The organism is Streptomyces sp. NPDC018029, from assembly GCF_044327655.1.
In the GTDB taxonomy this organism is placed as follows: domain Bacteria; phylum Actinomycetota; class Actinomycetes; order Streptomycetales; family Streptomycetaceae; genus Streptomyces.
In genome coordinates, this window is sequence record NZ_JBIRFV010000008.1 from 237,615 (window position 1) to 262,051 (window position 24,437).

The following is a 24,437-nucleotide window of genomic DNA, read 5'->3' on the forward strand; positions in this document are numbered from 1 at the left end:
GGTCGGTAGCCCCTGCGGGGCCGGTGCAAACAACCATGCATGACCTGCGCCTATAGCGTCCAAGACGCAGTAGACATGACTTCGATCGGTGCCATCTATAGTTTCCGTATGGCACCCGAACTGCGTCATCTGCGCTATCTGCTCGCCGTCGCCGAGCACGGCAACTTCACGCGCGCGGCCGAGGAGCTGCACATCTCCCAGCCGACGCTGTCCCAGCAGATCCGGCAGCTGGAACGAGCGGTCGGTGTCCCACTCCTGGACCGCAGCGGCCGCGCGGTGCGGCTCACCGACGCCGGCGCCGCCTACCTTCCGCACGCGCGCCGCGCCCTGCAGGACCTGGCCGCCGCCGAGCGGGCCGTGCACGACGTGACGGACCTGTCCCGCGGCAGTCTGCGGCTGGCCGTGACACCGACATTCACCGCCTACGTCGTCGGGCCGCTCACCGCACTGCTGCACGCCCGCCACCCCGGCATCACCCTGTTTCTCCGGGAGCTGCCGCAGGACCGCATCGAACCCGGGCTGCTCGCCGACGAGCTCGATCTCGGCATCGCCTTCCACGGCGCCCATCTGTCGGGCCTGGCCGCGACGGACCTGTTCACGGAGCGGCTCAGCCTCGTGGTGGGCGACCTCCATCCGCACGCCGGGCGCACCGATCCCCTGTCCCTCGACGAGCTCGCCGCGACCCGGCTCGCACTGCTCAGCACCGACTTCGCCACACGCGTGCACATCGACGCCCACCTCGCCGGGCACGCGGTGCGCCCCGACGTCGCCGTGGAGGCCACGTCGATCATCGCGCTCACCGAGATCGTCCGGCACACCCCGCTGGCCACGGTGCTGCCCGACGCCCTGACGCGCGACCGCCCCGGCCTGCACACCGTCCCGCTCACCCCCGCCCTGCCCACGCGGACGGTCACCCTGCTGCACCGCGAGAGCGGCTACCGGAGCGCCGCCGCACGCGCTTTCACCGGGCTCGCCCGAGAATGGGCCCACACGCAACTTCCGCCGCAGCACTCCGCCGACGGCACAGATAACTTTTGATTTTTGTTTGGCGGCGCTCCGACAGGACACTCGATGTACAGGAGCGGTTGATCATGACGACTCCCTCCGGTATTCAGATTCCGCACTACAGGTATCGACTAAGGGGTCCTGAATGAGCAACGAAATGTGGAGCTACGTTCCGACCGCCGGTCACGGCCCGGACAGTGACCTCACGGGGTACAAGGTCGAAGCCGCCGACGGCCACATCGGCAAGGTCGACAAGCATTCCAACGAGGTCGCCAACCAGTACATCGTCGTGGACACCGGTGTATGGATCTTCGGCAAGGAAGTTCTGCTGCCCGCCAGCACCGTGACGGCCATCGACAACGACGAGCGGCGGATCCTGGTCTCGCTCACCAAGGAGCAGATCAAGAACGCTCCGGAGTTCGACAAGGAAAAGCACCTGGGCGACCCCGCCTATCGCGACCAGCTCGGCGGGTACTACGGCGGTTCGGGCCACTGAGCACGCTCAGAGCCGCGCCGACTCGCCGGTCAGAGCTTTGTCTCACCGGTCAGCGGGCGCTCGACAGGCGTACACTTGAATTGTTCTGAGGGTTGGAGGATCCATGATCGCACTCGGCCTCATCCTGCTCGTCCTCGGTCTGCTGACCGGCGTTTCCATCCTCTGGACCATCGGCGTCGTACTCGTCGTCATCGGTGCGGTCCTGTGGGTTCTCGGGGCAGTGGGACACTCGGTGGGCGGACGGAAGCATTACTGGTAGCGGTAGCCGCTGGAGTCCAATAGCGCACCAGATCCCATAGGGGTACGGGAAGGGGGCCGGAGTATTCACTCCGGCCCCCTTCCCGTACCCCTTTTTTTGCTGTAACCCTCTTTTTTCGAGTTTCCTCAGTTCCTCGGTGGCTCAGAGGCTCAGTGGTGGCCGTGAGCGGTGTCGGAGGCTCCGCCGAAGAGCCGCGCGACCGCGCGGAACGGCAGGGTGACCACCGTGGCGATGGCTCCTCCGATGGCTCGGAGAACGTCTGCAATGGCCTTCAGCATGATCGGGCCTCCAGAGAGCAATAGCTCAATAGCGGTCAATTGCCATGTGTCGCCACACAGCCTTACACCCGTCGGTTGCCCCCAAAGCGCTCACAAAAACTGCTCGGCCCCGCCCGCCTCTCCGCATACTCCCTCTGCGGCCGACGAGAGGCGGATACCCCGCCGGGTGGCCAGGATGAACCCATGGCCCACAGCACAGCACGTAACGGATCCAGCGGACGTAACGGGACGCGGCGGACCGACGGTCTCGACGCCGTCACCACCCGCTGGACCGCCCGCGACACGTCCTCGGCCCACGGACGGCTGCGCGACGCGTTGCTCTCCTGGCGCACTTCGCTGCCACCCACCTTCACCGCCCCACCACCCGGGCCGACCGGCGAGCACGTTCGGCTCGTGGTCGCCCCCGCCGCCCCGGGGGCGCCCGAGGACGCGCTGCTCCTGCACCTCAGCCCCGTCGAGGTGGACCGGCTCATCGCACGGCTCGTCGACGACAGCTGTCACGACGGCAGCCGTCAGGAGGACACCACCTCCTCCTGAGCGATCGCCGCCACGGGTGAGACCCGCGCACGGGGTACCCGGCTCCCGTAACGGGAGACCCGAGACCGCTCCCCCCAGGAAAGGCAGACCAAATGTCCCCAACGCACGACGTCGTCGAGCTGATCCTCCAGGACCACCGCACGATGGAGGACCTCTTCCGCGACATGCGCAGCGTGGAGGCCGACCGGGCCGCCGCGCTCAGTGAGTTCGCCGACCTGCTGATCGCGCACGCCCTGGCGGAGGAGGCCGAGGTGTACCCGGCGCTGCGCCGGTTCAAGAACATCGACGACGAAGAGGTCGAGCACGGCGAGGAGGAGCACGAGGAGGGCAACAAGGCGCTCCTCGAACTGCTCGAGGTCGAGGACGTCGGTTCGGACGAGTGGGACGAGAAGCTGGAGAATCTCGTCGAGGCCGTGAACCACCACACGGACGAGGAAGAGCGCACGATCCTCAACGGCGCCCGCGAGAACGTGGCCATGGAACGGCGTGAGGAACTCGGCTCGGCGTTCCTCAAGGAGCGTGAGAAGCAACTGTCCGCGCACTGCGGCAGCGTGGACAACATCCGCCGCATCCTGAAGGACTGAATTCCGGACACCGATGCCCATGGGGGCGAGCAGCTGGTCCGCTGCTCGCCCCCATCGGTGTGTGCGGGGCCGGCGCGGTGGGTGCGGAGGTGGCGGATGCGGGGGTGGGGGCGCTCCCGGTGGGAGCGGCCGGGATGCGGGGCGGCGGGATCGGCGAAGCCCGCGAAGGAGTTTGTCACCCGAGTGCCAACGCCTCGGGCGCGGATGCGCATGCGTACGCGTAGTGCATCGCAGAATCGTGCTCTACCTTGCACAGGCCTTTCCTAAGCCTTCCTGAGCACCCCCTCAACCCCCTCACCCCCTCCCCCCCTCACGCACTCGCGCCCCGCACCCCCACTCCCCCTCCCTCAGGAGAACCCCATGCGCATGCCCGCCCCGCGTCGCACAGTGGCGGCCCTGGCCGCCGTCACGGGAATCGCTGCTCTCGGTCTCGGCACCGGACCCGCGGCCGCCGACACCAAGGCTCCGTTGCGCTATGTCGCCCTCGGCGACAGCTACAGCGCCGGCTCGGGCGTGCTGCCCCTCGATCGGGGGGCACCTCTCATCTGCGCCCGCACGTCGCTGAACTATCCGCATCTGCTCGCCGCATCGACCGGCGCCCAGCTGACCGACGTGACCTGCGGCGGTGCGCAGACCAAGGACTTCACCACATCCCAGTACCCGGGCGTCGCCCCGCAGTTCAACGCGCTGAAGAGCGACACGGAGCTGGTGACGCTCACCATCGGCGGCAACGACAACAACACCTTCATCAACGCGATCCTCGCCTGCGGCAGCGCTGGCGTCCTGTCGGGCGGCAAGGGCAGCCCTTGCAAAGACAACTACGGCGACAAGTTCAAGGACGAGATCGAGTCGAAGACGTACCCGGCGATCAAGGCGTCCCTCAACCAGATCAAGGCCAGGTCACCCGAGGCGAAGGTCGCGATCCTCGGTTACCCGTGGATCACCCCCGCGAAGGCCGTGCCCGGCTGCTTCGCCAAGCTGCCCATCGCCGAAGGTGACGTCCCCTACCTCCGCGACGTGCAGACGCACTTGAACGGCGCGGCGCAGCGGGCCGCCCAGGAGACCGGCGCCACGTTCGTCGACCTGGCCGCCGCCTCCGACGCGCACGACGCCTGCCGCCCGGTGAGTCAGCGCTGGATCGAGCCGGTCCTCTTCGGCACGAACTTCGTGCCCGTCCACCCCAACGCCCTCGGCGAGGCCGGGATGGCCAAGGAGGCGGCCAAGGCGCTGAACCTGTCCTGACCGGACGCCCCGCGCACAGGCCGCGGGCAGGGGCTGCGATCCTGTTCGGGTGAACGGGATCAAGTGGCGTACCAGCAGGAACCACTCCGCGCGGAGCGGCGAGGCCCCCTCCGCGCGGCGGTCGGCAGGCGCGTCGGGCGCCCTGCGCGGCAGGGGCGCACGCGTGCGGGCCGGCGTGGGCGGCGCCCTGCTCCTCGCCCTCCTCGCCGGATGCTCGACCGGCGGATCGGACGGACCCGGCGGATCGGGTGACTCCGGCGGGCCCGGGTCCGGGCCCGGCGTGTCCGGCCGCGACCGTGTCCGACAGCCGCCCGTCGACGCCGCCTTCGACTACCAGCTCGGCGGCCCGTACGCGCCGCCGTCGAAGGTGCGCGCCGTCTCGCGCGACCGCACCGCCGACCCCGCCCCGGGCCGCTACAACATCTGTTACGTCAACGCCTTCCAGGCCCAGCCGGGCAAGGAGGCGGCGCGCTGGTGGCAGCGCGAGCACGGTTCTCTTCTCCTGCGTGACGAGGAGGGGCGCAAGGTCGTCGACGAGGACTGGCAGGAGCCCCTGCTCGACATCTCCACCAAGAAGAAGCGCGCGGCCCTCGCCGAGATCGTCGGCTCGTGGATCGACGGCTGCGCGAAGGCGGGGTTCGACGCGGTGGAGCCCGACAACCTCGACTCCTACGAACGCTCGGACGGTCTGCTCACCACCGACGACGCGGCCGCCTTCGCCCGCCTCCTCGCCCAGCGCGCGCACCGCCAGGGCCTGGCCATCGCCCAGAAGAACACCACCGACCTGCTGGACCACCGTGAGCGGATCGGCTTCGACTTCGCCGTGACCGAGGAGTGCGCGCGCTACAAGGAGTGCCCGGACTTCGCGTCCGCGTACGACGGGAAGGTCTTCGACATCGAGTACGTGACGAAGGACTTCGACACCGCCTGCCGCACCTGGGGCAAGAAGCTCTCCGTGACGCTGCGCGACCGCGACGTACGCGCCGCAGGCGAGGACGGCTACGTGTACCGGCACTGCTGAGAAGAGCCTCGGTCACGGGCCCCGGCGGCCAGGGCCGCCAACTCCTCCGCCGTACGCGGCTCCTTCTCCGTATCCGCCGCCAGCCCGCACGTGCGCAGCAGCTCGCCGACGGCGATGCCCCACGGCAGGTGCAGCCCGGCCTCGGCCAGGAGGTCCCGCCGGGCCAGCGTCTCGGCCACCGGCCCCGTCCGCACTCCGGAGGGGGTGAGCAGCGCCGCGTCGTCGGCCCAGCGCAGGGCCAGGTCGACGTCGTGGGTCGCCATGACCACGGTCGTCCCGGCGTCCCGCAGCCGTTGCAGGGTGGCGAGGAGGCGTTCCTGGCCGTCGGGGTCGAGTCCCGCGGTCGGCTCGTCGAGGATGAGTACGCGGGGGCGCATCGCCACGGCTCCGGCGATGGCGGTCCGCTTCCGCTGGCCGTAGGAGAGCAGGTGGGTGGGCCGGTCGGCGAGCGCTGTGATGTCGAGGGCGGCGAGCGCCTCGGCGACTCGGGCCCGGACCTCGGCGTCGGGCAGGCCGAGGTTCAAGGGGCCGAAGGAGACGTCCTGTTCGACCGACGCGGCGAACAGCTGGTCGTCCGGGTCCTGCACCACCAGCTGCACGGTCGTGCGCAGCCGGGTCAGGCCCTTGCGGTGGTACGTCACGGGGACACCCTCGACCGTCAACTCGCCGGAGGCGGGCCGCAGTCCGCCGCTGAGCAGCCGCATGAGGGTGGTCTTGCCGCTGCCGTTGCGTCCGAGCAGCGCGAGGGCACGGCCCTCGACGACGTCGAAGTCGAGGCCGCTGAGCACGGTGGGCCCGTCCTCGTACGCGTAGGACACCGCGCGGAGAGCGACCACGGGCTGACTCATGGCGCTCGCGCCGCCCCCGGCGCTCGTCGCACTCGTGGCGCTCATGGAAGGAACCTTTCCAGTACGAGGGTCAGGGCCACCAGGCCCACGAGAAGCACCGCGCCGGCGGCGAGGAAGGGCCGTGAGATCCGGGCCTCGGGCACGAGGACGCGCAGGGTGCCGTCGTAGCCGCGCCCGGCGAGCCCGGCCTGCAGCCGGCTCGCCCGGTCGAAGGCGCGCACGAACGCGGTGGCGCCAAGGCCGGCCAGGGAGCGCCAGGTGGCGGCGCGGGTGGTGTGGCCGAGCCGGGCGGCCTGCGCCTGCCGGATCCGGCTCATAGAGTCCAGGAGCAGGAAGCTCATCCGGTACGTGACCAGCGCCACGTCCACGACCGGCGCGGGCACCCCCGCCTTCACCAGGCGGGGCAGCAGGTCCGACATGGGCGTGGTGAAGGCGAACAGGAGCACGCCGAGCGAGGCCGCGGAGGTCCGCAGGAGCAGACCGCCCGCGCGCGCCGGGCCGCCGTCCGCGAACGCCACGAACCCGCCGGGACCGCCGACCTGGATGAGCAGAGTCAGGGCGCCGGTCACGCAGAAGCCGAGCGGCACGCGGTAGGCGCGCCACAGTTTGCCGGGCGGCACGCCCGCCGGGCCCAGCAGCAGGGCGAGTGCGGCGACCAGCACCAGGACGGCGCCCGGCCAGGGCGGCAGCGAGATGGCCAAGACGGTGAGGCCGAGACCGAGCACGGCCTTGTCCACGGGATGCCGGCGGCGCCAGTGACTGCTGTGCGCCGCCGCGTCGATGGGCAGCACGCCGGGTCAGACCCGCTCGGTCCCGGACCGGGGGCCGCCCGCGTCGACCGGCTCGTCGGAGCCGTCCGACGCCTCCGGCCGCGCCGCTTCAGGCCGCGCCGCTTCAGGCCGTGCCGCTTCCGCCCGGGCCTGTTCCGCGCCCTGGCGGCGGCCCTTGCGCAGCCCGAAGTAGTAGGCGAGGACGCCCGCGCCGATGGCCGCCTGCAGGGCGAACAGCGCCGACTCGACTTCCCCGGACGGGGGTTCGTACAGCGGCGAGAACCATGGATCATAGTCCGGGTCGATCTCGGTGATCGCCGTCTCGGCCTGGGCGTCGGCGCCGGCGAACGGCTCTTCCTCGTCGTCGCCGAGACCGAGCGCCAGGGGAAGGACCGCGAGCGCGGCGACGATGAGGAGCAGCAGTGTGTTGATCTTCGCGTTCCGGCTCATCAGGCACTGGCCCCCGTCTCGGTCTTCTTCGTCGTGTCCGCCTTCTTCGTGGTGTCCGCCTGCTTGCGCTGCAGCAGTACGCCGAGGCGGGTGAGTTCGCCCTTGCTGGACTGCACGAGCAGGCGCATCACCAGGACGGTGAGCAGTCCTTCACTGACCGCCAGGGGGATCTGGGTGACGGCGAAGATGCCGCCGAACTTGCCCAGGGCGCCCAGGAATCCGCTGCCGGGGTCGGGGAACGCCAGGGCCAGCTGGACGCTGGTGACGCAGTACGTGGTCAGGTCGGCGACGAACGCCCCGAAGAACACGGTGACCATGAGCGGCACGTCGTACCGCCTCAGGAGCCGGTAGACCGCGTAACCCGCCCAGGGGCCGATGATCGCCATGGAGAACACGTTGGCGCCCAGGGTGGTGAGTCCGCCGTGGGCGAGCAGCAGGGCCTGGAAGAGCAGGGTGATGGTGCCGAGCACCGTCATGATCGGCGGCCGGAACAGGATCGCCCCGAGCCCGGTCCCCGTCGGGTGCGAGCAACTGCCCGTCACCGAGGGGATTTTCAACGCGGAAAGGACAAACGTGAAGGCCCCGGAGGCACCGAGGAGCAGCGTGCTCTCCGGATGTTCCTTGACTTCACGGGTCAGGGAGCGGACTCCGTGGACGACGAACGGCGCGGACGCTACGCCCCAGGCGATCGCGTGCGCCGGCGGGAGGAAACCCTCGGCTATGTGCATGGCTCAGCAGACCCTCTCCAGCACCTCGTGGATGGACAACGTGCCTTGGCCGGTCTCCTGGCTGACGGGTCGTACCGACCGGACTCCGCCTTCCCGGGTACGTGTGTACCCAGTGGCTGCCGCGAGGGCTGGAGCCGGACTTCCCGATCACAGTGGCGAGGGCCGCACCGGCATCACACCGGATTTCCCGAGCACCAAGGCGTGGTGACACTAGTGCGCAAAAATCGCCCTGACAACTTGCACGGCGGTCGCGCCGGTGTCACACCCGAGCGCACACCACCACCGCATACGCCCCTGCTCAGAGGCCATGCGTAGGTCTGGCGGCCCCGAACGTCCAGGGCCCCCACCCTCGGGGTGGGGGCCCTGGACGCTCAATGGCCGGTCGTTCTCAACTCCTCAGCGCCTCAACGCCTCAGCGCCGCAGCGCCTTCGACGTTCGATCAGGACTCGTCGTTCACCCACAGCTGCCACTTGCCGCTGCTGGGGTTCTTCTTGCAGTCCCACTCGGAGTAGATGGAGTTCCGGCCGTCGGCCTCGCACGCGGACAGGGTGCGGTAGGTGCCCACATAGATCCACGACATCGCGCCGAACTCGTCCGCGGACCTGTCGGCCGCCTCGCTCGCGGCGGAGGACGCGGTGGCCTTCGGAGCGCTGCTCCCGTGCGTGTCGGCCACCGCGGGCGTGGCAGCGAGCGCGGTGGTCAGAGCCGTCGCGGACACGAGCAGGGCGGCCTTCTTCATGTGACGCACAGATTTTCCTTCCGTCGGAGTGGAGCGTTGGGAGCACGGGGGCGGGCACCGGCGCCGCGGGCAGCGAGGTGCCGCGCGGCGCCGTCCTCCCCCCCTGGCCGGGACGGTGCTGCGTTCTCCCGGCCCCGCCAGTGTTGGCCGCTGGCCGCCACTGATCGACTCGTTTCGGGCTGGCCCGAATCGAAGGCCGCGAGGAGGATCGCCCGGGTGACGTTGCGTATCCACCTCACCGCCGAAGACCTGGCCCGCACCCGACTGGCCGCGGCGCCACGGCCCTTGCTCGAACTGGAGATCGCCGTCCGATTGCTCCAGGAGCGCTCCCACCCCGTCCGGTTCGACGCCTGGCGCAGCCGGGCGGCCCGGCATCTGCCGCCCCGGATAGGGACGTTGTGCGAGCTGATCCCCGCCACCGGCGCGGCGGTGGACTTCCTGGACCTGAGCGGCGAGGGCCACCCGGACGACCTGGTCGACCGGCTGCGCGGCACACCTGCCGACCGCGTCCGGAAGGATCTGCGGCAGTGGGCGCCCGGCCGCCCCCGGGGCCTCTCGCCGGCCGTCCGCTCACTCGGCCGGGACCCTTCCCTGGTGGGAGAGTTGGCGGACACGGTCGCCCATGCCCACCAGCACTTCATCGCGCCGTACTGGTCGCGCATCGACAGGCTCGCCCAGGTCGACCGCACCCGCAGGCTCCAGCAACTGGCCGGGCACGGCGTCGAGCGTCTCCTGAGCGGGCTCAACCCCCGCTACATCACCTGGGATCCGCCCGTCCTGCACCTGACCATGGCTTCCGGACGGGACGCCGACGTCCGCCTCGGCGGGCGCGGGCTCCTCCTGATCCCCACCCTGTTCGGGTCGCACTACCCCGCTCTGGACGACACCGCCGAACCCCAGCCCTGGATCACCTATCCCCTGCACGACGACCGGCCGGGCGCCGTGCCCGCCGTGTTCACCGCCGAAGCGCTGACCGGCTCCGACGCTCCGCCCGCCCTGACCGCGCTCCTGGGCCGGACCCGTGCGACCGTGCTGCGTGCCATCGGCGACCACCCCGCCTGCACCACGGGCCAGCTCGCCTCGCACGCCCGTATCGCCCCCGCGAGCGCCAGCGAACACGCCACCGTCCTGCGCCGCGCCGGACTCACCGCACAGACCCGCGACGGCAAGAGGGTCCTGCACACGCTCACACCGGCCGGACACGTGCTCCTCGACGCGGGCAGGGGCTGACCGCCGGACCGCCCGCTCCCGGGCGGAGTCAGAAGAATTCGTCGAGCAGCCGGTAGAAGTCCAGCTTCTCCTTGTCGACCGTGACCGCCGTCCGCTCCTCGTACCGCCGCAGGAACCGTTCGGCGTACGCAGGACCGAACCAGGGGTCCTCCTCGTACGCCAACTCCCGCAGCAGGACGGCGAGATCGGTGTGCCGGTCCGCCCTGCCGAGGCGGACGACGTCGATGACCCCGGTGACGCGGCAGGTGTCGGGGTCGAGCAGGACGTTCTCCGGGGTGAGGTCGCCGTGGGTGACGACCAGGTCCTCCGCCGCTGGGCGGGTGCGGTGCAACTCGTCGAGGAGGCGCTGCGCGGTCCATCCGGCACGCTCCTCGTCGAGGTCGTCCAGGTCCAGCAGGCCCTCGGTCACGTGGCGTGCGGCCTGTTCCATGGTGACCGGCAGAGCGCGGTCGAACGGGCAGTCCTCCGGGGGCAGTCGGTGCAGGGCCACAGCGAGGTCGGCGAGCGACTCGGCCACCGCGAACCGCTGCTCCGGGGGCCACTCGTCGGCGGCCGGCCTGCCGGGCACCGCCTCGGTCACCAGCCACGCCACGCGGTCGTCGGCGCCCCGCTCGACGATGCGCGGCACCGGGATGCCCCGGCCGGCGAGCCAGGCGAGGCGGTCGGCCTCGCCCGACAGGTCGGAGGGTGAGCCGTCGTACGTGACGGGGGCGGTCTTCATGTACAACTCGGGTTCGCCCGTGCCCGCTCCGGTGAGGTGGTGCACCTCGGCGCCCGATGCGCCGTCCGTCGCGGGGGTCCATCGGTACGCGGCGTACCTCCGCCGCAGATCGCTGCTCATGATCGGCATGATGGCAGGCGGCTGCCTGCGGCTCCCACCCGATATTTCGGAGGGTGTTGATCCATTGCCGGTGCGAACTTCAGCGGTTTGCGGCAAGTTCGACGATCGAGCCGCCTGATGGGCGTGTCATCTGCCCTGGAGCCGGGCGGCGGCTTCTCTGATCGCCGGCATCTCGGCGGTCAGGGACGCTCCGGGGCAGGACGTGGCGTAACCGTCCTTGTGGGCCGCGACCGTGTGGAAGACCGCGCCGGTTCCGGCCGCGAACCGGCTGCGGCTGTTGGTGGAGACCAGCAGCGCCGAACCGCGCGGGTCGACGCCCGAGAGGCCGAGCTTCCAGGCGGCGAGCGCCGCGATGGCGTCGCTCATGGCCTCGGGCACCGGGGTTCCCGCCGTGAACGTGCCGATCGCGGCCACGCCCGTCGAACCCCGGTTGAAGCCCTGCGCGTGCGCCCCGACGACGGGCTTGTCGGTGCCGCCCGCACGCCCCTCGTAGAGCGTGCCGCAGCGGTCCACGAGGAAGTTGTAGCCGATGTCGTCCCAGTCCCTGTCCGCCTCCTGTCCGGTGTACAGCGAGCGGATGATGCGCGGGGCGTCGTCGCAGTCGTAACCGTTCGGGGAGTCGGTGTGGTGGACGAAGACGGCCTCGACGCGGTCCGCGTAGCGGGCGGGCGGCGGGGTGGCCGTCCCCGGCGCCAGCCAGGCCGTGCGGGGCAGGATGCGTGGGGGTGCCGCGCGGAACGCCGCGTACGACGAGGGCACCGGGCGCGCGGGCCGAGCGGCGGCGGGCATGACGGAGCGGCGTCCGGGGGCGGTCGCCCGGAGGGAGGTTCCGTCGCCGGCGGGCACCGCGGGATCGATGCCGGCCGCGCACACCAGCAGCAGTCCGACGGCCGTCGCGCCGGGCAGCACCCCCAGCGCGCCACGCAGGGCGCTCGGCAGGCGCGACCCGGACCGCGTGGGGAAGACACGCATGGGGTCAGCTTCCGGCCGACCGCCCGGGCGCGCCCTGCCGGCTGCGGCAGTCGGCGCAACCGGCGCACCCCGTCGGCGGACCTCGTCGGCGGCCCCGGGGGCAAGAGGGAAAAAAGAACCGGGCGGGCCGGCCGGGACGCTCCCCCACTGGTCAGTGGGGGTGTCCCGGCCGGCCCGCCCGTGCGGCGGGGCTGCTGCGGTGTGTCAGCGGCCCACGCGTGCGAGCTCCCGGTCCGTCTCGGCGTCCGGCGAACCCGTGTCACCGAGGTTCTTGTGGAGCTTCTCGCCCTCCACGTCCACGTTCGGCAGCGCCTTGTCCAGCCAGCGCGGCAGCCACCAGGCGGACTTGCCGAGCAGGGCGAGGACGGCGGGCACGATCGCCATGCGGACGACGAAGGCGTCGAAGAGGACGGCGACGGCCAGGCCGAAGCCCATCATCTTGATCATGTCGTCGTTCTCCATGATGAAGCCGGAGAAGACGCTGATCATGATGACCGCGGCCGCGGCCACGACCCGCCCGCCGTGGGTGAAGCCGGTGACGACCGACTCGCCCGGGCGCGCCCCGTGGACGTACGCCTCACGCATGCGCGTCACGAGGAAGACCTCGTAGTCCATCGCCAGGCCGAAGACCACACCGATCATGAAGATCGGCATCATGCTCATGATCGGGCCCGGCTGGTCGACGCCCACGACGTCCGCGAGCCAGCCCCACTGGAAGACCGCGACGACGGCGCCGAGCGCGGCGGCCACCGAGAGCAGGAAGCCGAGCGCCGCCTTGAGCGGGACCAGGACCGAGCGGAAGACCAGCATCAGGAGCAGGAACGCCAGGCCGACGACGAGACCGAGGTAGGGCAGGAGCGCGTCGTCCAGGGTCTGCGAGAAGTCGATGGTCATCGCGGTCTGGCCGGTGACCAGGATCTCGGAGCCGGTGTCGGCCCCGATGCCGTCGGCGGTCGAGCGGATCGACTTGACCAGTTCCTCGGTCTCGTGGTCGCTCGGCCCGGTCTCCGGGACGACGTTCATGATCGCGGTGTCCCCGGCCTTGTTGGGCTGGGCGGGCGTCACCGCGGCGACGCCGTCGATCTTGGCGAGCGAGTCGCCGACGGTCTTGGCGGCTCCCGCCACGTCGGCGTCCTTGCTGATGGTGACCATCAGCGGGCCGTTGAAGCCGGCGCCGAAGGACTCCGACAGCATGTCGTAGGCCTTGCGCTGGGTGGTGTCCGGCGCCGAGGAGCCCTCGTCGGGCAGGCCCAGTTCGAGGCTGGCGGCCGGGACGGCGATCGTGCCGAGGCCGACGACGGCGACCAGGAGCACGGCGAGCGGGTGGCGCAGTACGAAGCGCGCCCAGCGGGTGCCGAGCTTCGGCTTGGCGTTCGGGTCCTGGAGCTCGCTCGCGGACTTCTTGCGGTCCTTGCGGCGCAGCACCTTGCGGCCCGCGAAGCCGAGCAGCGCGGGGATCATGGTGAGCGCGATGAGGACGGCGATCACGACGGTGGCCGCCGCGGCCAGGCCCATCTTGGTGAGGATCGGGATGTTGACGATCGCGAGGCCCGAGAGGGCGACGACGACGGTGAGACCGGCGAACACGACGGCGGAGCCTGCGGTTCCGGTGGCCCGGCCCGCCGCTTCCTCGGGTTCGCGGCCCTCGGCTATCTCCGCCCGGTAGCGGGAGACGATGAAGAGGGCGTAGTCGATGCCGACGGCGAGGCCGATCATCATCGCGAGCGTGGAGGTCGTGGCGGAGAGGTCCAGCGTGCTGCCGAGCGCCGCGATGCCGGAGATGCCGATGCCCACGCCGATGATCGCGGTCAGCAGCGGCATGCCCGCGGCGACCAGCGAGCCGAAGGTGAGGATCAGGACGACCGCGGATATCGCGATGCCGATGAGTTCGGCGCTGCCGCCCATCTCCTGCTCGGCCATGACGGCGTCACCGCCGGTCTCGACCGTCAGGCCCGCGTCGCGGGTCTGGTCGGTGGCCTTGGTCAGCGCGTCCCTGGCCTCGTCGGTGAGCTCGGTGGCGGGCACCTTGTAGGTGACCGACGCGTAGGCGGTGGAGCCGTCCTTGCTGACGGTCTTGGCCTTGAACGGGTCGTCGACAGAGCCGACCTGCGGGCCCTTGCCGATGGCCGCGACCATCTTCTCGACCTCGGCCTTGGGCTTGGCGGAGTCGATCTTCTCGCCCTCGGGGGCGCGGATGACGACACGAGCGCTCGCGCCGTCGGCGCTGGCGTCGGGGAAGCGCTCCTCAAGGCGGTCGAAGGCCTTCTGCGATTCCGTTCCCGGCATCGAGAAGGAGTCTTCGGGTGCGGCAGGTGCGGCCGAGGCGGCGAAGATGGCACCGGCCATCAGCCCCACCCAGAGCAACGCCACATAGCGGCGTCGCCGGAAGGCAAGGCGGCCTAGTTTGTACAGGAACGTAGCCACGGCGAAAGGGACTCCCGTCGAGTTCGGCAGGCGTGGACGACCCTCTGCCGGTGCGGTCGGCGCACGTCAGCGGGTCCAGCAGGATGCCTCTCCATCCTCAATGCCGAATGGGGGCCACAAGTCCGCCTGCAAGCCGGACTATCGGCCCACGGTCGCTGTAGTGCACTGCGCGCGATGTCATCCCATGGGAGGAGAGCGGATCTCCCTTTCTAGGCCACAGGGTGCAGTCACGTGTCAACGGTTGTTTCATCATTGGCGCGGAACTTTCGGTTCCCCTTCCGCCCCGCCCCAGCTCGGCCGGTATGTCTGCACTACACACGCATCGCCGCCGGGAGGCGGTGCACACGGCTGATGGCCGGATTCCGCCTCAGCGCTTGAGGGCCGCCATGCCCTCGGCCGCCTGGTCCGCCGCCGTGGCGCGGGCCGCGGCGGCCTGCGCGCCCTCTCCCAGCGCGTCGGCAAGACGGGCCCGCGCCAGCCAGTTGTACGGGCAGACGGGGCGCAGGTTGACGCGCTCGCTCAGCAGGGTGCGGGCCAGCTCGTGGCGGCCCGCGCGCAGGGCGGCCTCCAGCAGGGTCTTGTGCACGGCGTCGCGCTGGGCGTGGCTTCCGCCGTACTCGCCCAGGCGGTGCCGGACGGGGAGCAGGAGGTCGACGGCCCGGTCGTAGTGCTCGTTTCCGTAGGCGATCAGCGCGCGGCACACGGGCAGCCCGACGTCGGCGGTCATGGCGTGGTTGGACAGGCGGGGTCCGCTGCCCGCGACGTAGCGCTCGCGGTCGCGCACCAGGCGTTCGGCTTCGGCGGTGCGGCCCGCGCCGGTGTACGCCATCACCGCGTGCACGTCGTTGAAGGCGTAGTACGCGCCGTCGTGGCGGGCGGCCCAGGCGTCGGCGAGCCGCTGCCACCGGTCCCCCGCGTCCTGGCCTGCCAGGTGCAGCCGCCACAGGAGCGCCGCCGCGTCCAGGAGTTCCATCGCCGCGCCCGTCGATCCGGCGTGGTGCAGGGCGCTGTCGTAGATCTCCAGTACGCGGGAGACGTCGCCGGCCTCCAGGGCGTAGAGGCAGTAGTGCCACCAGTTGTGCACGTTCAGGTAGTTGCCCGCCGCCCAGTCCGTGGCGCGTGCGTCCAGGTAGCGGATGCCGTCGGCGAACCGGCCCTGCATTTCGTAGGTGTGCACCACGGCGTGGATGGCCCACACGTCGCGCGGCCGCCGGTCGACGGCCGCCAGGCCCGTCTCCCTGGCCTGCTCGTAGTGGCCGGCTTCCTCCAGGCCGAAGGCGTACATGCCGAGGACGGGGCCGTAGTGCGGGTCCGCCGTGTCCCAGGCGGAGAGCGCGCCGCCGATGCGGTCGCGCAGCCGTGGCGCGTTGCCGGTGAAGAAGTCGATCTGGTGGCCGACGGCCAGGGCGAGCACGTCGCGCGGGTACTCCACGGAGATCTCGCCGAGCACCCGGCCCGCCCGGTGGAGGTCGCCCTTGAGCCAGGAGGTGGCGGCGGCGACGTGCATGCGCTCGCGCGGTGTCATCTCGCCGCGGTGGACGTGTTCCTTGAAGCGCTCGAAGGTGGCGCGGGCGCCGTCGGCGTCCTTCTCCTCGGTGCCGAGCAGGCCGAGGTGGGCGGCGAGGACGTGGCCCATGACGGAGCGCGGGGCGGCGGACAGCACCCGTCCGGCCGCATCGGCCACCTCGGCGCGGAAGAACAGCAGATGGTCCAGGGCTTGCTCGTAGTGGTCGACGGCCTCGGTGCTGGTGCGTGACATCGGGTGACCGTGCCGGTCGCCTGCCATGGTCGGCTCCTTCCGCGGGGAGGCGCCGAGCGGCCCGGGGTGCGGTTCGCTCGGCGACAGGAAGCCAATCCTGCCCGCCGCGGCGGCTCTTGACGCACCGTGACCCGTGCGGGACCAGTCACGGGAGCGGCCCCAGAGGCACTCTGGCATCACCGCTGCGGGCGGCCTACCTTGGCAGCGGTGGACGCACCACTCGAACGGCTTGTCATGCACTTGTCCATTTTGTCCCGGCAAGAGGCACGAGGTGAGCCATGTTCCTCCGTCACAGACGCTCCACGCACAGACGCCCCGAGCGCAGACGCTCCAAGCACGGACACCCGGCCCGGCGCACCACCGTCGTCGCCGCCGTCCTCGCCGCCCTGGCGGCCGCCGCCGTCGGCACCGCACAGGCGACGCCCGACGACACCGGCACGGTCGGCGAGGTCCGGCCCTCCCTGGCCCGGCCCATCGACCCGCAGAACTGGCGCAACCCCGACGACATGACCTGGCGCGAGTACCGCTCCGTCCCCGGCACGAACTGGGCCGACCCCGGCCTCGAACCCACCGAGAAGACCTTCAGGGGCGCACTCGTACTCCTCGACTATCCCGACGAGGAGTTCACCGTCAGCAGGCCGCCCGGCTCGACCGTCTTCGGCAACCCCCAGCCCACTGCGGCCAACGTCCCGCGCGGGCAACTGCCCAAGTTCTACGAGGACTTCCTCAACAAACCGGGCGCACTCAACCGCGGCCACACCATCAACGAGTACTGGATGGAGGACTCCGGCGGCCGCGTCGGCGTCGACCTGGAGGCCTTCGGCGTGTACCGCATGCCGTTCAAGTCCTTCCAGTACGGCATCGAGCCCGCCATGAACCCCGGCGCCTGCCCGACCGTCACCACCTGCGGCAAGGACATCCGCGACAACGGCAGGGCCGCCTGGGTCGCCCAGGTCGGTGAGCGGAAGGCCGCCGAGTTCGACTTCGTCTTCTACCTCACCGCCGGCCAGGACGAGTCCTCCACCTGGCAGGAGTTCGGCCAGATGAAGTTCGGCTCCGAGGGACAGGTACCGGCCGCCTGGGGGCCGCCCTCCCCCATCGCCTCCGGCGGTAACTCCGCAGCCACCCGCTATGTGCCGTGGACCTCCTGGCAGGCCGCGGCCCGCATCTGGCCCAACGCCACCGCCGGCTCCTCCACCCAGGCCGAGAGCTCCGGCATGGGGGTGTACGCCCATGAGCTCAGCCACATCCTGGGCATCGGCGACAACTACAACAACCCCTACGGCAAGCCCCTGAGCCGCGCCTACACCGGCATCTGGAGCATGCTCTCGCGCGGCTCGTTCAACGGTCCCGGCGGGCCGCACACCCGCTGGAAGATCCCGGCCACCGAAGGCGGCTCGATGGGCTCCCAGCACATCCTGCGGGACAAGCTCCAGCTCGAGATCGTCGACGAGAAGAACGTGCTGCGCCTGGACCGTGACGCGCTCGACGAGTCCGGCGTGGCCGTCGCCAAGGTCACCGCCCGCTCCGCGCCGCCCGGCAAGAAGGGCCTGGCCGGCGTCAACATCGCCATGTCGCGCGACCTGTCCCCCGCCTGCGACCGCGACACCGACCCGCTGTGCGACGGCGGCGGCTATCAGAACTACACCCTCGAGGTCGTGGACCGCATGGGCATGGACTCCTTCACCCCGGACAACGGAGTGCTGATCACCAAGACCAAGAACGACGACAAGGCTCCGTTCGCCTGGGTGATCGACGCCCACCCCGAGGACATCGACATGGTGGACTTCGTCCGCCCGGACGGCACCCCGCAGAAGATCACCATGGGCGACTACCGCCAGCTCAGCGACGCCCTCTTCCACGCCGGGGCGGACTCCGGCAGTTCCTACGAGTACGTCGACCGCGCCAACCGCCTGCACTTCTACATCACCGACATCCACCGCACCCGCGCGGGCGTGCTCTCCTACACGATCGCCGTGAAGTCCCTCGACGGCTCGGGCCCGCAGCGCCGCGGCACCGCGCTGGGCCGCGGCGAGGCGGCGGGCGACCCCGTCAAGAGCCGCGCCACCTGCACCTTCCCGCTGACCAACACGGGCCGCGCGCTCGCCGATCCGCCGGGCGACCACCCCGAGGACGTCGCCAGGTACCTCGGCTCCGACGTCTACCGGCTCTCCGCCAAGGCCTCCGGCCGCGGCTGGTCCGCCTGGCTGCCCAACAAGCTGACGACCGCAAGGGCGGGCTCCACGGTCGACGTGGACGTCGCCGTCGCCGCGAAGCCGGACGCCCGCCCGCAGGGCCGCCTCACCCTCACCGCCCGCTCGGTGAGCGACCCGCGCAAGACCGCCGAGGCCACGTGCACGCTGACCCTGAAGGGCGGCCGCTGACAGCGCGTTCTTCCGCCCCTCCGGGGTCCTGTCAGGCCGTGGGCCGCAAGGGGCGGAAGAAGGCGCGCAGTTCGCGTGCCACCTGGTCCGGTTCCTCGTGCGCCATGAAGTGGCCTCCGTTGTGCGGGGTGCTCCAGTGGCGCAGGTCCGTAAAGACGCGCTCGGCGAGGCTCTTCGGGTAGTGCGCGAAGGCCGGTTCGTGGCTGAGGGTGACGGCGCCGGGCACCGTGATGGGCGGCACGGGCGTGTTGTGCCGTACGTAGTCGTAGTACTGGCGGAAGGAGGAACCGATGCTGCCGGTGGCCCAGTAGAGGGTGGCGACGGTCAGCAGGGTGTCCTTGTCCCAGCGCGCCTCCAGGTCGCCGTCGCAGTCGCTCCAGTCGCGGTACTTGTCGATGATCCAGGCGAGCAGGCCGGCCGGGGAGTCCCGCAGCGCGGCGGCGATCGTGTCGGGCCGGGTGCACATGATCTCGCTGTAGCCCTGGTCCTCGGCGTCGTACGCGTCGAGGTGGTCGAGATAGGCCCGCTCCTCGGCGGTCGGCGGTCGCGCGTCGAAGTCGGCGGAGACCACCGCGGAGGTGATGTGCACGCCCACGACCTCCTCGGGGTACAGGGCGCCGAGCCACTGGGTGACGCCTCCCCCGATGTCCCCGCCGAAGGCGCCGAAGCGGCGGTGGCCGAGGGTCTTCGTCATCAGCTCGTGCCAGATCCCCGCGACGCCCCGGCGGGTGAAGGGGCCGCGCGGCAGCTCGGAGTGGAGGAAGCCGGGCAGGGAGGGCACGATCACGTCGAACGCGTCGGCCGGGTCGCCGCCGTGTCCTGCCGGGTCGGCGAGCCGCCGCGCGAGGGGCAGCATCTCGACGTAACTGCTCGGCCAGCCGTGGCTCAGGATCAGCGGCAGCGGCGCGGGCGCGCCCTCGGGCCGCACGCCGCGCAGGTGCACGAAGTGCACGCGGGTGCCCGCGACGTCGGCGACGCGGTGCGGGAAGCCGTTGAGCGCGGCCTCGGCGGCGCGCCAGTCGAAGCCGTCCGCCCAGTAGGCGACGAGCTCGCTCAGGTAGCCGGGGTCGGTGCCCGCGGCCCAGTAGGTGGGGTCGGAGGCCGCGGTGAAGAGGGTGCGCCGAAGGCGCGTGCGCAGGTCGTCGAGGACGTCGTCCGGGACGGAGACCTGGAAGGGCGTGACGTTCACGGTGGTTCGGTTCCTTCGCTCAGGAGGATGCGACGAGGCTGCGATGTCGAAGTCTCGATCGCTGGGGGGGGGCGCTCCTGGCGGTGGCGTCACGCCTCTGACGGTGAACTTCAGACGAGGCGGGGGACGCGGACTGCGGTCAGGAGGGCCCGGACGGGGCGGGGCGTGCTGTGGCGCGCGGTCATCGGGCTCACCTCCTTGTGTCTCTCGTGGCGCACGGCGCCGGTGGGGCGCGTGCTTCGCCGGTGAGCATACACACGTACCGTCGCGCGGCACCCGCGATTTACTGTCGCCCGATGCCGTTCGGAAGTCGTCGTCCGAGGTCGGTCCGAAGTCCTAGGGCCCACGGACGGTGCGAGGGCCTTCCTAAGGTCATGGCCCGGCTGTGTCCGCCCGGCGACACTGGTGTCCATGGACACCGAACAGATCGACGCCTACCTGCGGCGCATCGGCATCGAACGCCCCGCCGGCCCCTCGACGCGAGCCCTCCGCGACCTGCATCTGGCGCATCTGCGCAGCGTGCCCTTCGAGAACCTCTCGATCCACCTCGGTGAGGACATCGAGCTCACCGACCAGGCACTGGTGACGAAGGTGGTGGAGGCGCGCAGGGGCGGCTTCTGCTACGAGCTCAACGGCGCCCTCGCCGCCCTCCTGAGGGCCCTCGGCTTCGACGTCACCCTGCTGCAGGCCCGCGTGTACGACGACGCCGGAATGCCCGGCATCCCCTACGACCACCTCGCTCTGCGCGTGCGCACCGAGGACGGCGGGGACTGGCTGGCAGACATCGGCTTCGGCGCGCACAGCCACCTGCCGCTCGCCTTCGCCGACCGCGGCGGGCAGGCCGACCCCGGCGGGGCGTTCCGCATCGCGGAGGCTCCGGAGGGCGACCTCCAGGTCCTCAAGGACGACAAGCCGCAGTACCTGGTCGACCGGCGGCCGCGCGCGCTGGCCGACTTCAAGGTGGGTGCCTGGTACCACCGCACCTCGCCGGACTCCCACTTCACGCGCTCCCTGGTCTGCTCCCGCATCACTGAGAGCGGCGGCCGGATCACCCTCGGCGGACGCACCCTGACCACGACCGTGGACGGCGAGCGGCGGACGACCGAGCTGACCACGGAGGCGGAGGTGCTCGCGGCGTACGACCGGCACCTCGGCATCGTGCTGGAGAAAGAGCCGCAGCTGCGCGAGACCCGGTGACCCGGGGCGGCGCGATCCTGTCGCGGCGCGGCGATGACTTCCGGGCGGTGCGAGAGTCCACATAGGCAGACAGGAAGGGCGGACAGGACCGCCGCGTACCGACAGGAGAGCACCATGCCCAGGATCACGCCCAGCCTCTGGTTCGACCTGCAGAGCGAGGAAGCGGCGAAGTTCTACGTCTCGGTCTTCCCGAACTCGGAGATCAAGAACGTGTCGTACTACGGAGAGGGCGGCCCGCGCCCGGCCGGCACCGTCCTGAGCGTGGAGTTCTCACTCGACGGCCAGCTGTTCACGGCGCTCAACGGCGGCCCGCAGTTCACCTTCGACGAGGCTGTCTCCTTCCAGATCGACTGTGCCGACCAGGCCGAGGTCGACCACTACTGGACGAAGCTCTCCGAGGGCGGCGAGGAGGGCCCCTGCGGGTGGCTGAAGGACAAGTACGGCCTGTCCTGGCAGGTCGTGCCCACCGTGCTCGGCGAGCTCCTCACCGACCCCGACGCCGGGCGTGCGCAGCGCGCCATGCAGGCGATGCTGGGCATGGGGAAGCTGGACGTGGCGGCGCTGCGGGCGGCGGCGGACGGCGAAGCGTAGCGGATCCTCCCGCCCGCGCCCGGTCTCGCGGGTCCGGCGCTGCTAGGCCTTCCTCGCCACCACCAGGCGCCAGCGGGGGCTGCCGTCGGGCCGCCGTCCGAACTCCTCCAGGGGGCGGAGCCGCACGTCGAAGCCCGCGTCGACGAGGTCCTCGCGCACTCCGCCGAGCGGGAAGGTCCGGTAGTACATGACGAACGGCGGGCGCCACAGGCGGTTCCGGACGCGCATCACGCCGTCGAAGCCGAGGAGCGCCCAGTACCAGGGTGAGGTGAAGGGCTGCGGGGCGCCGATGGGGAAGGCGAAGAGGCCGCCGGGGCGCAGCGCCCGGTGGACGCCCGCGAAGAGGGCTGGCCGCTCGGAGGGCAGGAAGTGGCCGAACGCCCCGAAGCTGACGGCGAGGTCGAAGGCCCCGGTGAACGGCAGGGCGCGGGCGTCGGCCCTGACCCACTCGACGGCGGGCCCGTCCGGACCGGGCCCTTGCACCGTCTCCGCGGCGGTCGCCAGCATGCCCGCGCTGAAGTCCACGCCGGTGACCCGCTCGCGGCACAGCGGGAGCAGCGTCCCGACGCCCGCGCCGGTGCCGCAGCACACGTCGAGGCCCGCGTCGAAGGGGCCCAGGGGGCGCAGCGCGTCGGCTGTCGCCCGCAGGAATCGGCCAGGCGTGCGGAAGGGCGTGTGGTCGAATTTCGGGGCGAGCAGGTCGTATCCGTGCTCGGTGGACGAGAACGCCTGAACGGCGAGTTCACGCAGCGTGGGACCCTGGGAGGAGAACATCGGCTCCAGGGTAGCCAGCGGGGCCGGCGCACGGGTCCACGGCGGAGCGGCGCCGTGGCCGGATACCGCCACGAGGTCTACCGGGGGGTGGCAGAGGTCGGGTAGAGGTGCACGTCTGCCCCAGACCCGTTCCCCGCTCCCGGAGGTGCCCCATGGCCACAGACCGGCACAGGACAAGGACCGCATCGGGCAAGACCCGGTTCGACGACATCTACGACCAGCCGGACCCGCGTGCCTACTTCCGGACGCTGGCGCCCTACGAGTACGAGATCCCGCAGCACGCCCAGGCGGTCTTCCGCCGCACCCGCGAGCTGCGGGGGCGGCTGTCCGGCGGCGAGGGTCCGGTGACGGTCCTGGACCTGTGCTGCTCGTACGGCATCAACGCGGCGCTGCTCAACCACGACCTGACGCTCGCCGACCTGTACGCGCACTACACGTCGGACGAGGCCGCCGCGCTCACGCCGCACGAACTCGTCGAGCGCGACAAGGCCTTCTACGCCTCGCGGAGGCGCCCCGACGCCACCCCGGTCATCGGGCTCGACCTGGCGGAGAACGCGACCCGCTACGCGCTGGACGCGGGCCTGCTCGACGAGGCGTATGCCGAGAACCTGGAGCGGCACCCGCCCAGCCCGCAGCTGCGCCAGGCGGTCGCCCGCACCGGTCTGATCACGGTCACCGGGGGCATCGGCTACATCTCGCACCGCACGTTCGACGCGCTGCTCGACTGCGCTCGGCTGCCGGTCTGGGTGAGCGCGTTCGTGCTGCGGACGGTGCCCTATGGGCGCATCGCCGAGACGCTGGCCGCGCACGGCCTCGAGACCGCGACGGACTTCTCACGGACCTATACGCAGCGGCTCTTCACCAGCCCCGAGGAGCGTCGCGACGCCATCCGCCAAGTGACGCTGGCGGGTGAGGATCCCGCGGGGTACGAGTCGGAGGGCCGCTATCACACGCGGCTGCACGAGTCGCGTCCGCGCGGCGACTGACCCCGGTCGTCCTCCACCGCGGATTCCGCCCTGCGGGCTTCAGAGCGTCAGTGCGTAGCTGGTCCCCGGGCGGCCGTCGAGCCGGACGTCCCCGACGGGCACGAAGCCGGCGCGGACGAGCACGGCCCGCGAGCCCGGGTTGTCGAGCGTCGTGGCGGCACGCAGCACGGTCAGGCCGTACGCGGTGACGGCGAGGTCGCGGATCTGCCGGACGGCCCGGGTCGCAAGGCCCTGGCCCGCGGCCTTCTCCGCGATGCGGTAGCCCAGTTCGGCACTGCCGTCCGCGACGTCGACGAGATTGACCCGCCCGAGGATCTCGCCGCCGTCGTCCACCAGGACGTGGAAGAAGCACGCCCCCGTCGCCTGCTCGGCCAGGAGGGCGCGGTGCCGGGCGTCGAAGTCCCGGAAGTAGGCGTCCCCTCGGTCGGGGACGGACGCGGCGAAGTAAGCCCGGTTCGTCTCCTCGAAGGCGAGCAGCGCGGGGGCGTGGTCGGCCCGCAGGAGCTGGAGCTCGGGGGCGGTCGTCGGTGCGGACATGCGAGAACTCTACGCAGGGTCCTCGCCCGGCCGTACCTGCTCGTACATCGCCACCAGCACGCCGTGCACGGGCTGTTCGCCTTCGTCCTCCTCGGTCTCGTCGACCAGCCGGGCGAGGGTCTCGGCGAGTTCCCTGGCCTTGTCGGGGCCGAGGCGCACATGCCGCAGGGACAGGGTGGTCTGCGGGGACCGCCCCAGCTCCTGGGCCACGGCGCCGAGCATGGCGGCGGTCCCCTCGGTCCGCGGCTCGGCGACGCCCATGCGTTCGGCCACGCGCTGGTAGTACTGCTCGGTGCCGCCCCTGACCTTGCGGGTCTCGGCGACGCGGACGAGACCGGCGGTGCGCAGCACCTTCAGATGGTGCGCCACGTTCCCCTTGCCGGTGTCCAGGCGGGTCGCCAACTGGCTGGTGGTGGCGGGCTCATGGCCGAGCGAGAAGAGCAGCCGCTGACGCAGGGGGTGCGCCAGCGCGGCGTGCTGCTCCGGTGACTCGATCTCGACGACCTGGCGCGGCGGGGGCTGTTGGGGCGGGAGGCTCTGCTGGGGCTGATCGGACATGAGTCAAGTGTCTAATGTTCTTGACGCTTTCGGAAGA

At 71.3% G+C, this 24,437-nt stretch carries 26 protein-coding genes and 1 riboswitch; of the genes, 12 read left to right on the forward strand and 14 right to left on the reverse strand.

The window, feature by feature from the left end; translation table 11 throughout:
• Positions 1-108: 108 nt before the first annotated feature.
• The 3 genes from cynR to ACH4D5_RS25000 all read left to right on the forward strand — a co-directional run bounded on the left by cynR (position 109) and on the right by ACH4D5_RS25000 (position 1,760).
• Positions 109-1,038: a transcriptional regulator CynR gene (gene cynR, locus ACH4D5_RS24990; protein WP_398306566.1), complete on the forward strand. Its 930-nt coding sequence runs from the start codon at positions 109-111 to the stop codon at positions 1,036-1,038.
• Positions 1,039-1,150: 112 nt separating this feature from the next.
• Positions 1,151-1,501: a PRC-barrel domain-containing protein gene (locus tag ACH4D5_RS24995; RefSeq protein ID WP_398306568.1), complete on the forward strand. Its 351-nt coding sequence runs from the start codon at positions 1,151-1,153 to the stop codon at positions 1,499-1,501.
• Positions 1,502-1,604: 103 nt separating this feature from the next.
• On the forward strand, positions 1,605-1,760 hold the full coding sequence (locus ACH4D5_RS25000) for a DUF6131 family protein (protein WP_362990556.1): 156 nt from the start codon (positions 1,605-1,607) through the stop codon (positions 1,758-1,760).
• Positions 1,761-1,909: 149 nt separating this feature from the next.
• Here ACH4D5_RS25000 and ACH4D5_RS25005 read toward each other — a convergent pair whose 3' ends face one another.
• On the reverse strand, positions 1,910-2,038 hold the full coding sequence (locus ACH4D5_RS25005) for an LPFR motif small protein (RefSeq protein WP_263398772.1): 129 nt from the start codon (positions 2,036-2,038) through the stop codon (positions 1,910-1,912).
• A gap of 183 nt (positions 2,039-2,221) precedes the next feature.
• Between ACH4D5_RS25005 and ACH4D5_RS25010 the strand changes: the two genes are divergently transcribed.
• The 4 genes from ACH4D5_RS25010 (at position 2,222) to ACH4D5_RS25025 (ending at position 5,422) form a co-directional block, all read left to right on the forward strand.
• Complete coding sequence (locus ACH4D5_RS25010) at positions 2,222-2,575, forward strand: hypothetical protein (RefSeq protein ID WP_398306571.1); 354 nt, start codon at positions 2,222-2,224, stop codon at positions 2,573-2,575.
• Between the two features lie 92 nt (positions 2,576-2,667).
• Positions 2,668-3,159, forward strand: a complete 492-nt coding sequence (locus ACH4D5_RS25015; RefSeq protein ID WP_398306573.1) for a hemerythrin domain-containing protein — start codon at positions 2,668-2,670, stop codon at positions 3,157-3,159.
• A gap of 360 nt (positions 3,160-3,519) precedes the next feature.
• Positions 3,520-4,401 carry an SGNH/GDSL hydrolase family protein gene (locus ACH4D5_RS25020; RefSeq protein WP_398306575.1) on the forward strand — a complete coding sequence of 294 codons (882 nt, stop codon included), beginning with the start codon at positions 3,520-3,522 and terminating at the stop codon, positions 4,399-4,401.
• Positions 4,402-4,543: 142 nt separating this feature from the next.
• The gene (locus ACH4D5_RS25025) at positions 4,544-5,422 is read left to right on the forward strand and encodes an endo alpha-1,4 polygalactosaminidase (protein ID WP_398307074.1); all 879 of its coding nucleotides are present in this window, start codon (positions 4,544-4,546) and stop codon (positions 5,420-5,422) included.
• On the opposite strand, the gene ACH4D5_RS25030 is transcribed toward ACH4D5_RS25025, so the two are convergent.
• The 5 genes from ACH4D5_RS25030 to ACH4D5_RS25050 form a co-directional block, all read right to left on the reverse strand.
• Positions 5,401-6,270 (reverse strand): energy-coupling factor ABC transporter ATP-binding protein, encoded by an 870-nt coding sequence (locus ACH4D5_RS25030; protein WP_398307076.1) that lies wholly within the window; start codon positions 6,268-6,270, stop codon positions 5,401-5,403. The genes ACH4D5_RS25025 and ACH4D5_RS25030 overlap by 22 nt on opposite strands.
• A gap of 41 nt (positions 6,271-6,311) precedes the next feature.
• Positions 6,312-7,061 carry a cobalt ECF transporter T component CbiQ gene (gene cbiQ / locus ACH4D5_RS25035; protein WP_398306577.1) on the reverse strand — a complete coding sequence of 250 codons (750 nt, stop codon included), beginning with the start codon at positions 7,059-7,061 and terminating at the stop codon, positions 6,312-6,314.
• Between the two features lie 6 nt (positions 7,062-7,067).
• A complete protein-coding gene (locus ACH4D5_RS25040; protein WP_398306579.1) occupies positions 7,068-7,490 on the reverse strand; it encodes an energy-coupling factor ABC transporter substrate-binding protein in 423 nt (140 codons plus the stop codon).
• Positions 7,490-8,218, reverse strand: a complete 729-nt coding sequence (locus ACH4D5_RS25045) for an energy-coupling factor ABC transporter permease (protein WP_398306580.1) — start codon at positions 8,216-8,218, stop codon at positions 7,490-7,492. Before ACH4D5_RS25045 ends, ACH4D5_RS25040 begins: the two co-directional genes overlap by 1 nt.
• A 29-nt stretch (positions 8,219-8,247) precedes the next feature.
• Positions 8,248-8,432, reverse strand: a riboswitch (cobalamin riboswitch).
• Between the two features lie 226 nt (positions 8,433-8,658).
• Positions 8,659-8,967 carry a hypothetical protein gene (locus ACH4D5_RS25050; RefSeq protein WP_398306582.1) on the reverse strand — a complete coding sequence of 103 codons (309 nt, stop codon included), beginning with the start codon at positions 8,965-8,967 and terminating at the stop codon, positions 8,659-8,661.
• A 207-nt stretch (positions 8,968-9,174) separates the two neighbouring features.
• Here ACH4D5_RS25050 and ACH4D5_RS25055 point away from each other — a divergent pair, with 207 nt between their 5' ends.
• Positions 9,175-10,188 carry an ArsR/SmtB family transcription factor gene (locus ACH4D5_RS25055; protein ID WP_398306584.1) on the forward strand — a complete coding sequence of 338 codons (1,014 nt, stop codon included), beginning with the start codon at positions 9,175-9,177 and terminating at the stop codon, positions 10,186-10,188.
• A 28-nt stretch (positions 10,189-10,216) separates the two neighbouring features.
• Here the strand turns inward: ACH4D5_RS25055 and ACH4D5_RS25060 are convergent, their stop codons facing one another.
• The 4 genes from ACH4D5_RS25060 to ACH4D5_RS25075 all read right to left on the reverse strand — a co-directional run bounded on the left by ACH4D5_RS25060 (position 10,217) and on the right by ACH4D5_RS25075 (position 16,211).
• Positions 10,217-11,032: an APH(3') family aminoglycoside O-phosphotransferase gene (locus tag ACH4D5_RS25060; RefSeq protein ID WP_398307078.1), complete on the reverse strand. Its 816-nt coding sequence runs from the start codon at positions 11,030-11,032 to the stop codon at positions 10,217-10,219.
• A gap of 123 nt (positions 11,033-11,155) precedes the next feature.
• Positions 11,156-12,001 carry a peptidoglycan recognition protein gene (locus tag ACH4D5_RS25065; RefSeq protein ID WP_398306586.1) on the reverse strand — a complete coding sequence of 282 codons (846 nt, stop codon included), beginning with the start codon at positions 11,999-12,001 and terminating at the stop codon, positions 11,156-11,158.
• A 204-nt stretch (positions 12,002-12,205) separates the two neighbouring features.
• Positions 12,206-14,425 carry an MMPL family transporter gene (locus ACH4D5_RS25070; protein WP_398306588.1) on the reverse strand — a complete coding sequence of 740 codons (2,220 nt, stop codon included), beginning with the start codon at positions 14,423-14,425 and terminating at the stop codon, positions 12,206-12,208.
• 367 nt (positions 14,426-14,792) lie between these two features.
• A complete protein-coding gene (locus ACH4D5_RS25075; RefSeq protein WP_398306590.1) occupies positions 14,793-16,211 on the reverse strand; it encodes a tetratricopeptide repeat protein in 1,419 nt (472 codons plus the stop codon).
• A 251-nt stretch (positions 16,212-16,462) separates the two neighbouring features.
• Here ACH4D5_RS25075 and ACH4D5_RS25080 point away from each other — a divergent pair, with 251 nt between their 5' ends.
• On the forward strand, positions 16,463-18,568 hold the full coding sequence (locus ACH4D5_RS25080) for a M6 family metalloprotease domain-containing protein (protein ID WP_398306592.1): 2,106 nt from the start codon (positions 16,463-16,465) through the stop codon (positions 18,566-18,568).
• 31 nt (positions 18,569-18,599) lie between these two features.
• Here ACH4D5_RS25080 and ACH4D5_RS25085 read toward each other — a convergent pair whose 3' ends face one another.
• Positions 18,600-19,757, reverse strand: coding sequence for an epoxide hydrolase family protein (locus ACH4D5_RS25085; protein ID WP_398306594.1), 1,158 nt, complete (start codon positions 19,755-19,757; stop codon positions 18,600-18,602).
• A 411-nt stretch (positions 19,758-20,168) separates the two neighbouring features.
• Here ACH4D5_RS25085 and ACH4D5_RS25090 point away from each other — a divergent pair, with 411 nt between their 5' ends.
• Complete coding sequence (locus ACH4D5_RS25090; protein WP_398306596.1) at positions 20,169-20,954, forward strand: arylamine N-acetyltransferase; 786 nt, start codon at positions 20,169-20,171, stop codon at positions 20,952-20,954.
• Positions 20,955-21,068: 114 nt separating this feature from the next.
• A complete protein-coding gene (locus ACH4D5_RS25095; RefSeq protein ID WP_398306598.1) occupies positions 21,069-21,545 on the forward strand; it encodes a VOC family protein in 477 nt (158 codons plus the stop codon).
• A 42-nt stretch (positions 21,546-21,587) separates the two neighbouring features.
• Here ACH4D5_RS25095 and ACH4D5_RS25100 read toward each other — a convergent pair whose 3' ends face one another.
• Complete coding sequence (locus ACH4D5_RS25100; protein WP_398306600.1) at positions 21,588-22,319, reverse strand: class I SAM-dependent methyltransferase; 732 nt, start codon at positions 22,317-22,319, stop codon at positions 21,588-21,590.
• A gap of 152 nt (positions 22,320-22,471) precedes the next feature.
• Here ACH4D5_RS25100 and ACH4D5_RS25105 point away from each other — a divergent pair, with 152 nt between their 5' ends.
• Positions 22,472-23,305 carry a hypothetical protein gene (locus ACH4D5_RS25105; RefSeq protein ID WP_398306602.1) on the forward strand — a complete coding sequence of 278 codons (834 nt, stop codon included), beginning with the start codon at positions 22,472-22,474 and terminating at the stop codon, positions 23,303-23,305.
• A 39-nt stretch (positions 23,306-23,344) separates the two neighbouring features.
• Here ACH4D5_RS25105 and ACH4D5_RS25110 read toward each other — a convergent pair whose 3' ends face one another.
• Together ACH4D5_RS25110 and ACH4D5_RS25115 are read right to left on the reverse strand one after the other, a co-directional pair.
• Positions 23,345-23,842: a GNAT family N-acetyltransferase gene (locus tag ACH4D5_RS25110; protein WP_398306604.1), complete on the reverse strand. Its 498-nt coding sequence runs from the start codon at positions 23,840-23,842 to the stop codon at positions 23,345-23,347.
• A 9-nt stretch (positions 23,843-23,851) separates the two neighbouring features.
• A complete protein-coding gene (locus ACH4D5_RS25115) occupies positions 23,852-24,400 on the reverse strand; it encodes an ArsR/SmtB family transcription factor (RefSeq protein ID WP_398306606.1) in 549 nt (182 codons plus the stop codon).
• Between the last annotated feature and the right edge of the window lie 37 nt (positions 24,401-24,437).

Bases quoted from the DNA above. Each gene is read 5' to 3' on its own strand.
- cynR (WP_398306566.1), top strand. From the start codon at position 109: ATGGCACCCGAACTGCGTCATCTGCGCTATCTGCTCGCCGTCGCCGAG.
- ACH4D5_RS24995 (WP_398306568.1), top strand. From the start codon at position 1,151: ATGAGCAACGAAATGTGGAGCTACGTTCCGACCGCCGGTCACGGCCCG.
- ACH4D5_RS25000 (WP_362990556.1), top strand. From the start codon at position 1,605: ATGATCGCACTCGGCCTCATCCTGCTCGTCCTCGGTCTGCTGACCGGC.
- ACH4D5_RS25005 (WP_263398772.1), bottom strand. From the start codon at position 2,038: ATGCTGAAGGCCATTGCAGACGTTCTCCGAGCCATCGGAGGAGCCATC.
- ACH4D5_RS25010 (WP_398306571.1), top strand. From the start codon at position 2,222: ATGGCCCACAGCACAGCACGTAACGGATCCAGCGGACGTAACGGGACG.
- ACH4D5_RS25015 (WP_398306573.1), top strand. From the start codon at position 2,668: ATGTCCCCAACGCACGACGTCGTCGAGCTGATCCTCCAGGACCACCGC.
- ACH4D5_RS25020 (WP_398306575.1), top strand. From the start codon at position 3,520: ATGCGCATGCCCGCCCCGCGTCGCACAGTGGCGGCCCTGGCCGCCGTC.
- ACH4D5_RS25030 (WP_398307076.1), bottom strand. From the start codon at position 6,270: ATGAGTCAGCCCGTGGTCGCTCTCCGCGCGGTGTCCTACGCGTACGAG.
- ACH4D5_RS25040 (WP_398306579.1), bottom strand. From the start codon at position 7,490: ATGAGCCGGAACGCGAAGATCAACACACTGCTGCTCCTCATCGTCGCC.
- ACH4D5_RS25045 (WP_398306580.1), bottom strand. From the start codon at position 8,218: ATGCACATAGCCGAGGGTTTCCTCCCGCCGGCGCACGCGATCGCCTGG.
- ACH4D5_RS25065 (WP_398306586.1), bottom strand. From the start codon at position 12,001: ATGCGTGTCTTCCCCACGCGGTCCGGGTCGCGCCTGCCGAGCGCCCTG.
- ACH4D5_RS25075 (WP_398306590.1), bottom strand. From the start codon at position 16,211: ATGGCAGGCGACCGGCACGGTCACCCGATGTCACGCACCAGCACCGAG.
- ACH4D5_RS25080 (WP_398306592.1), top strand. From the start codon at position 16,463: ATGTTCCTCCGTCACAGACGCTCCACGCACAGACGCCCCGAGCGCAGA.
- ACH4D5_RS25090 (WP_398306596.1), top strand. From the start codon at position 20,169: ATGGACACCGAACAGATCGACGCCTACCTGCGGCGCATCGGCATCGAA.
- ACH4D5_RS25095 (WP_398306598.1), top strand. From the start codon at position 21,069: ATGCCCAGGATCACGCCCAGCCTCTGGTTCGACCTGCAGAGCGAGGAA.
- ACH4D5_RS25100 (WP_398306600.1), bottom strand. From the start codon at position 22,319: ATGTTCTCCTCCCAGGGTCCCACGCTGCGTGAACTCGCCGTTCAGGCG.
- ACH4D5_RS25105 (WP_398306602.1), top strand. From the start codon at position 22,472: ATGGCCACAGACCGGCACAGGACAAGGACCGCATCGGGCAAGACCCGG.
- ACH4D5_RS25110 (WP_398306604.1), bottom strand. From the start codon at position 23,842: ATGTCCGCACCGACGACCGCCCCCGAGCTCCAGCTCCTGCGGGCCGAC.
- ACH4D5_RS25115 (WP_398306606.1), bottom strand. From the start codon at position 24,400: ATGTCCGATCAGCCCCAGCAGAGCCTCCCGCCCCAACAGCCCCCGCCG.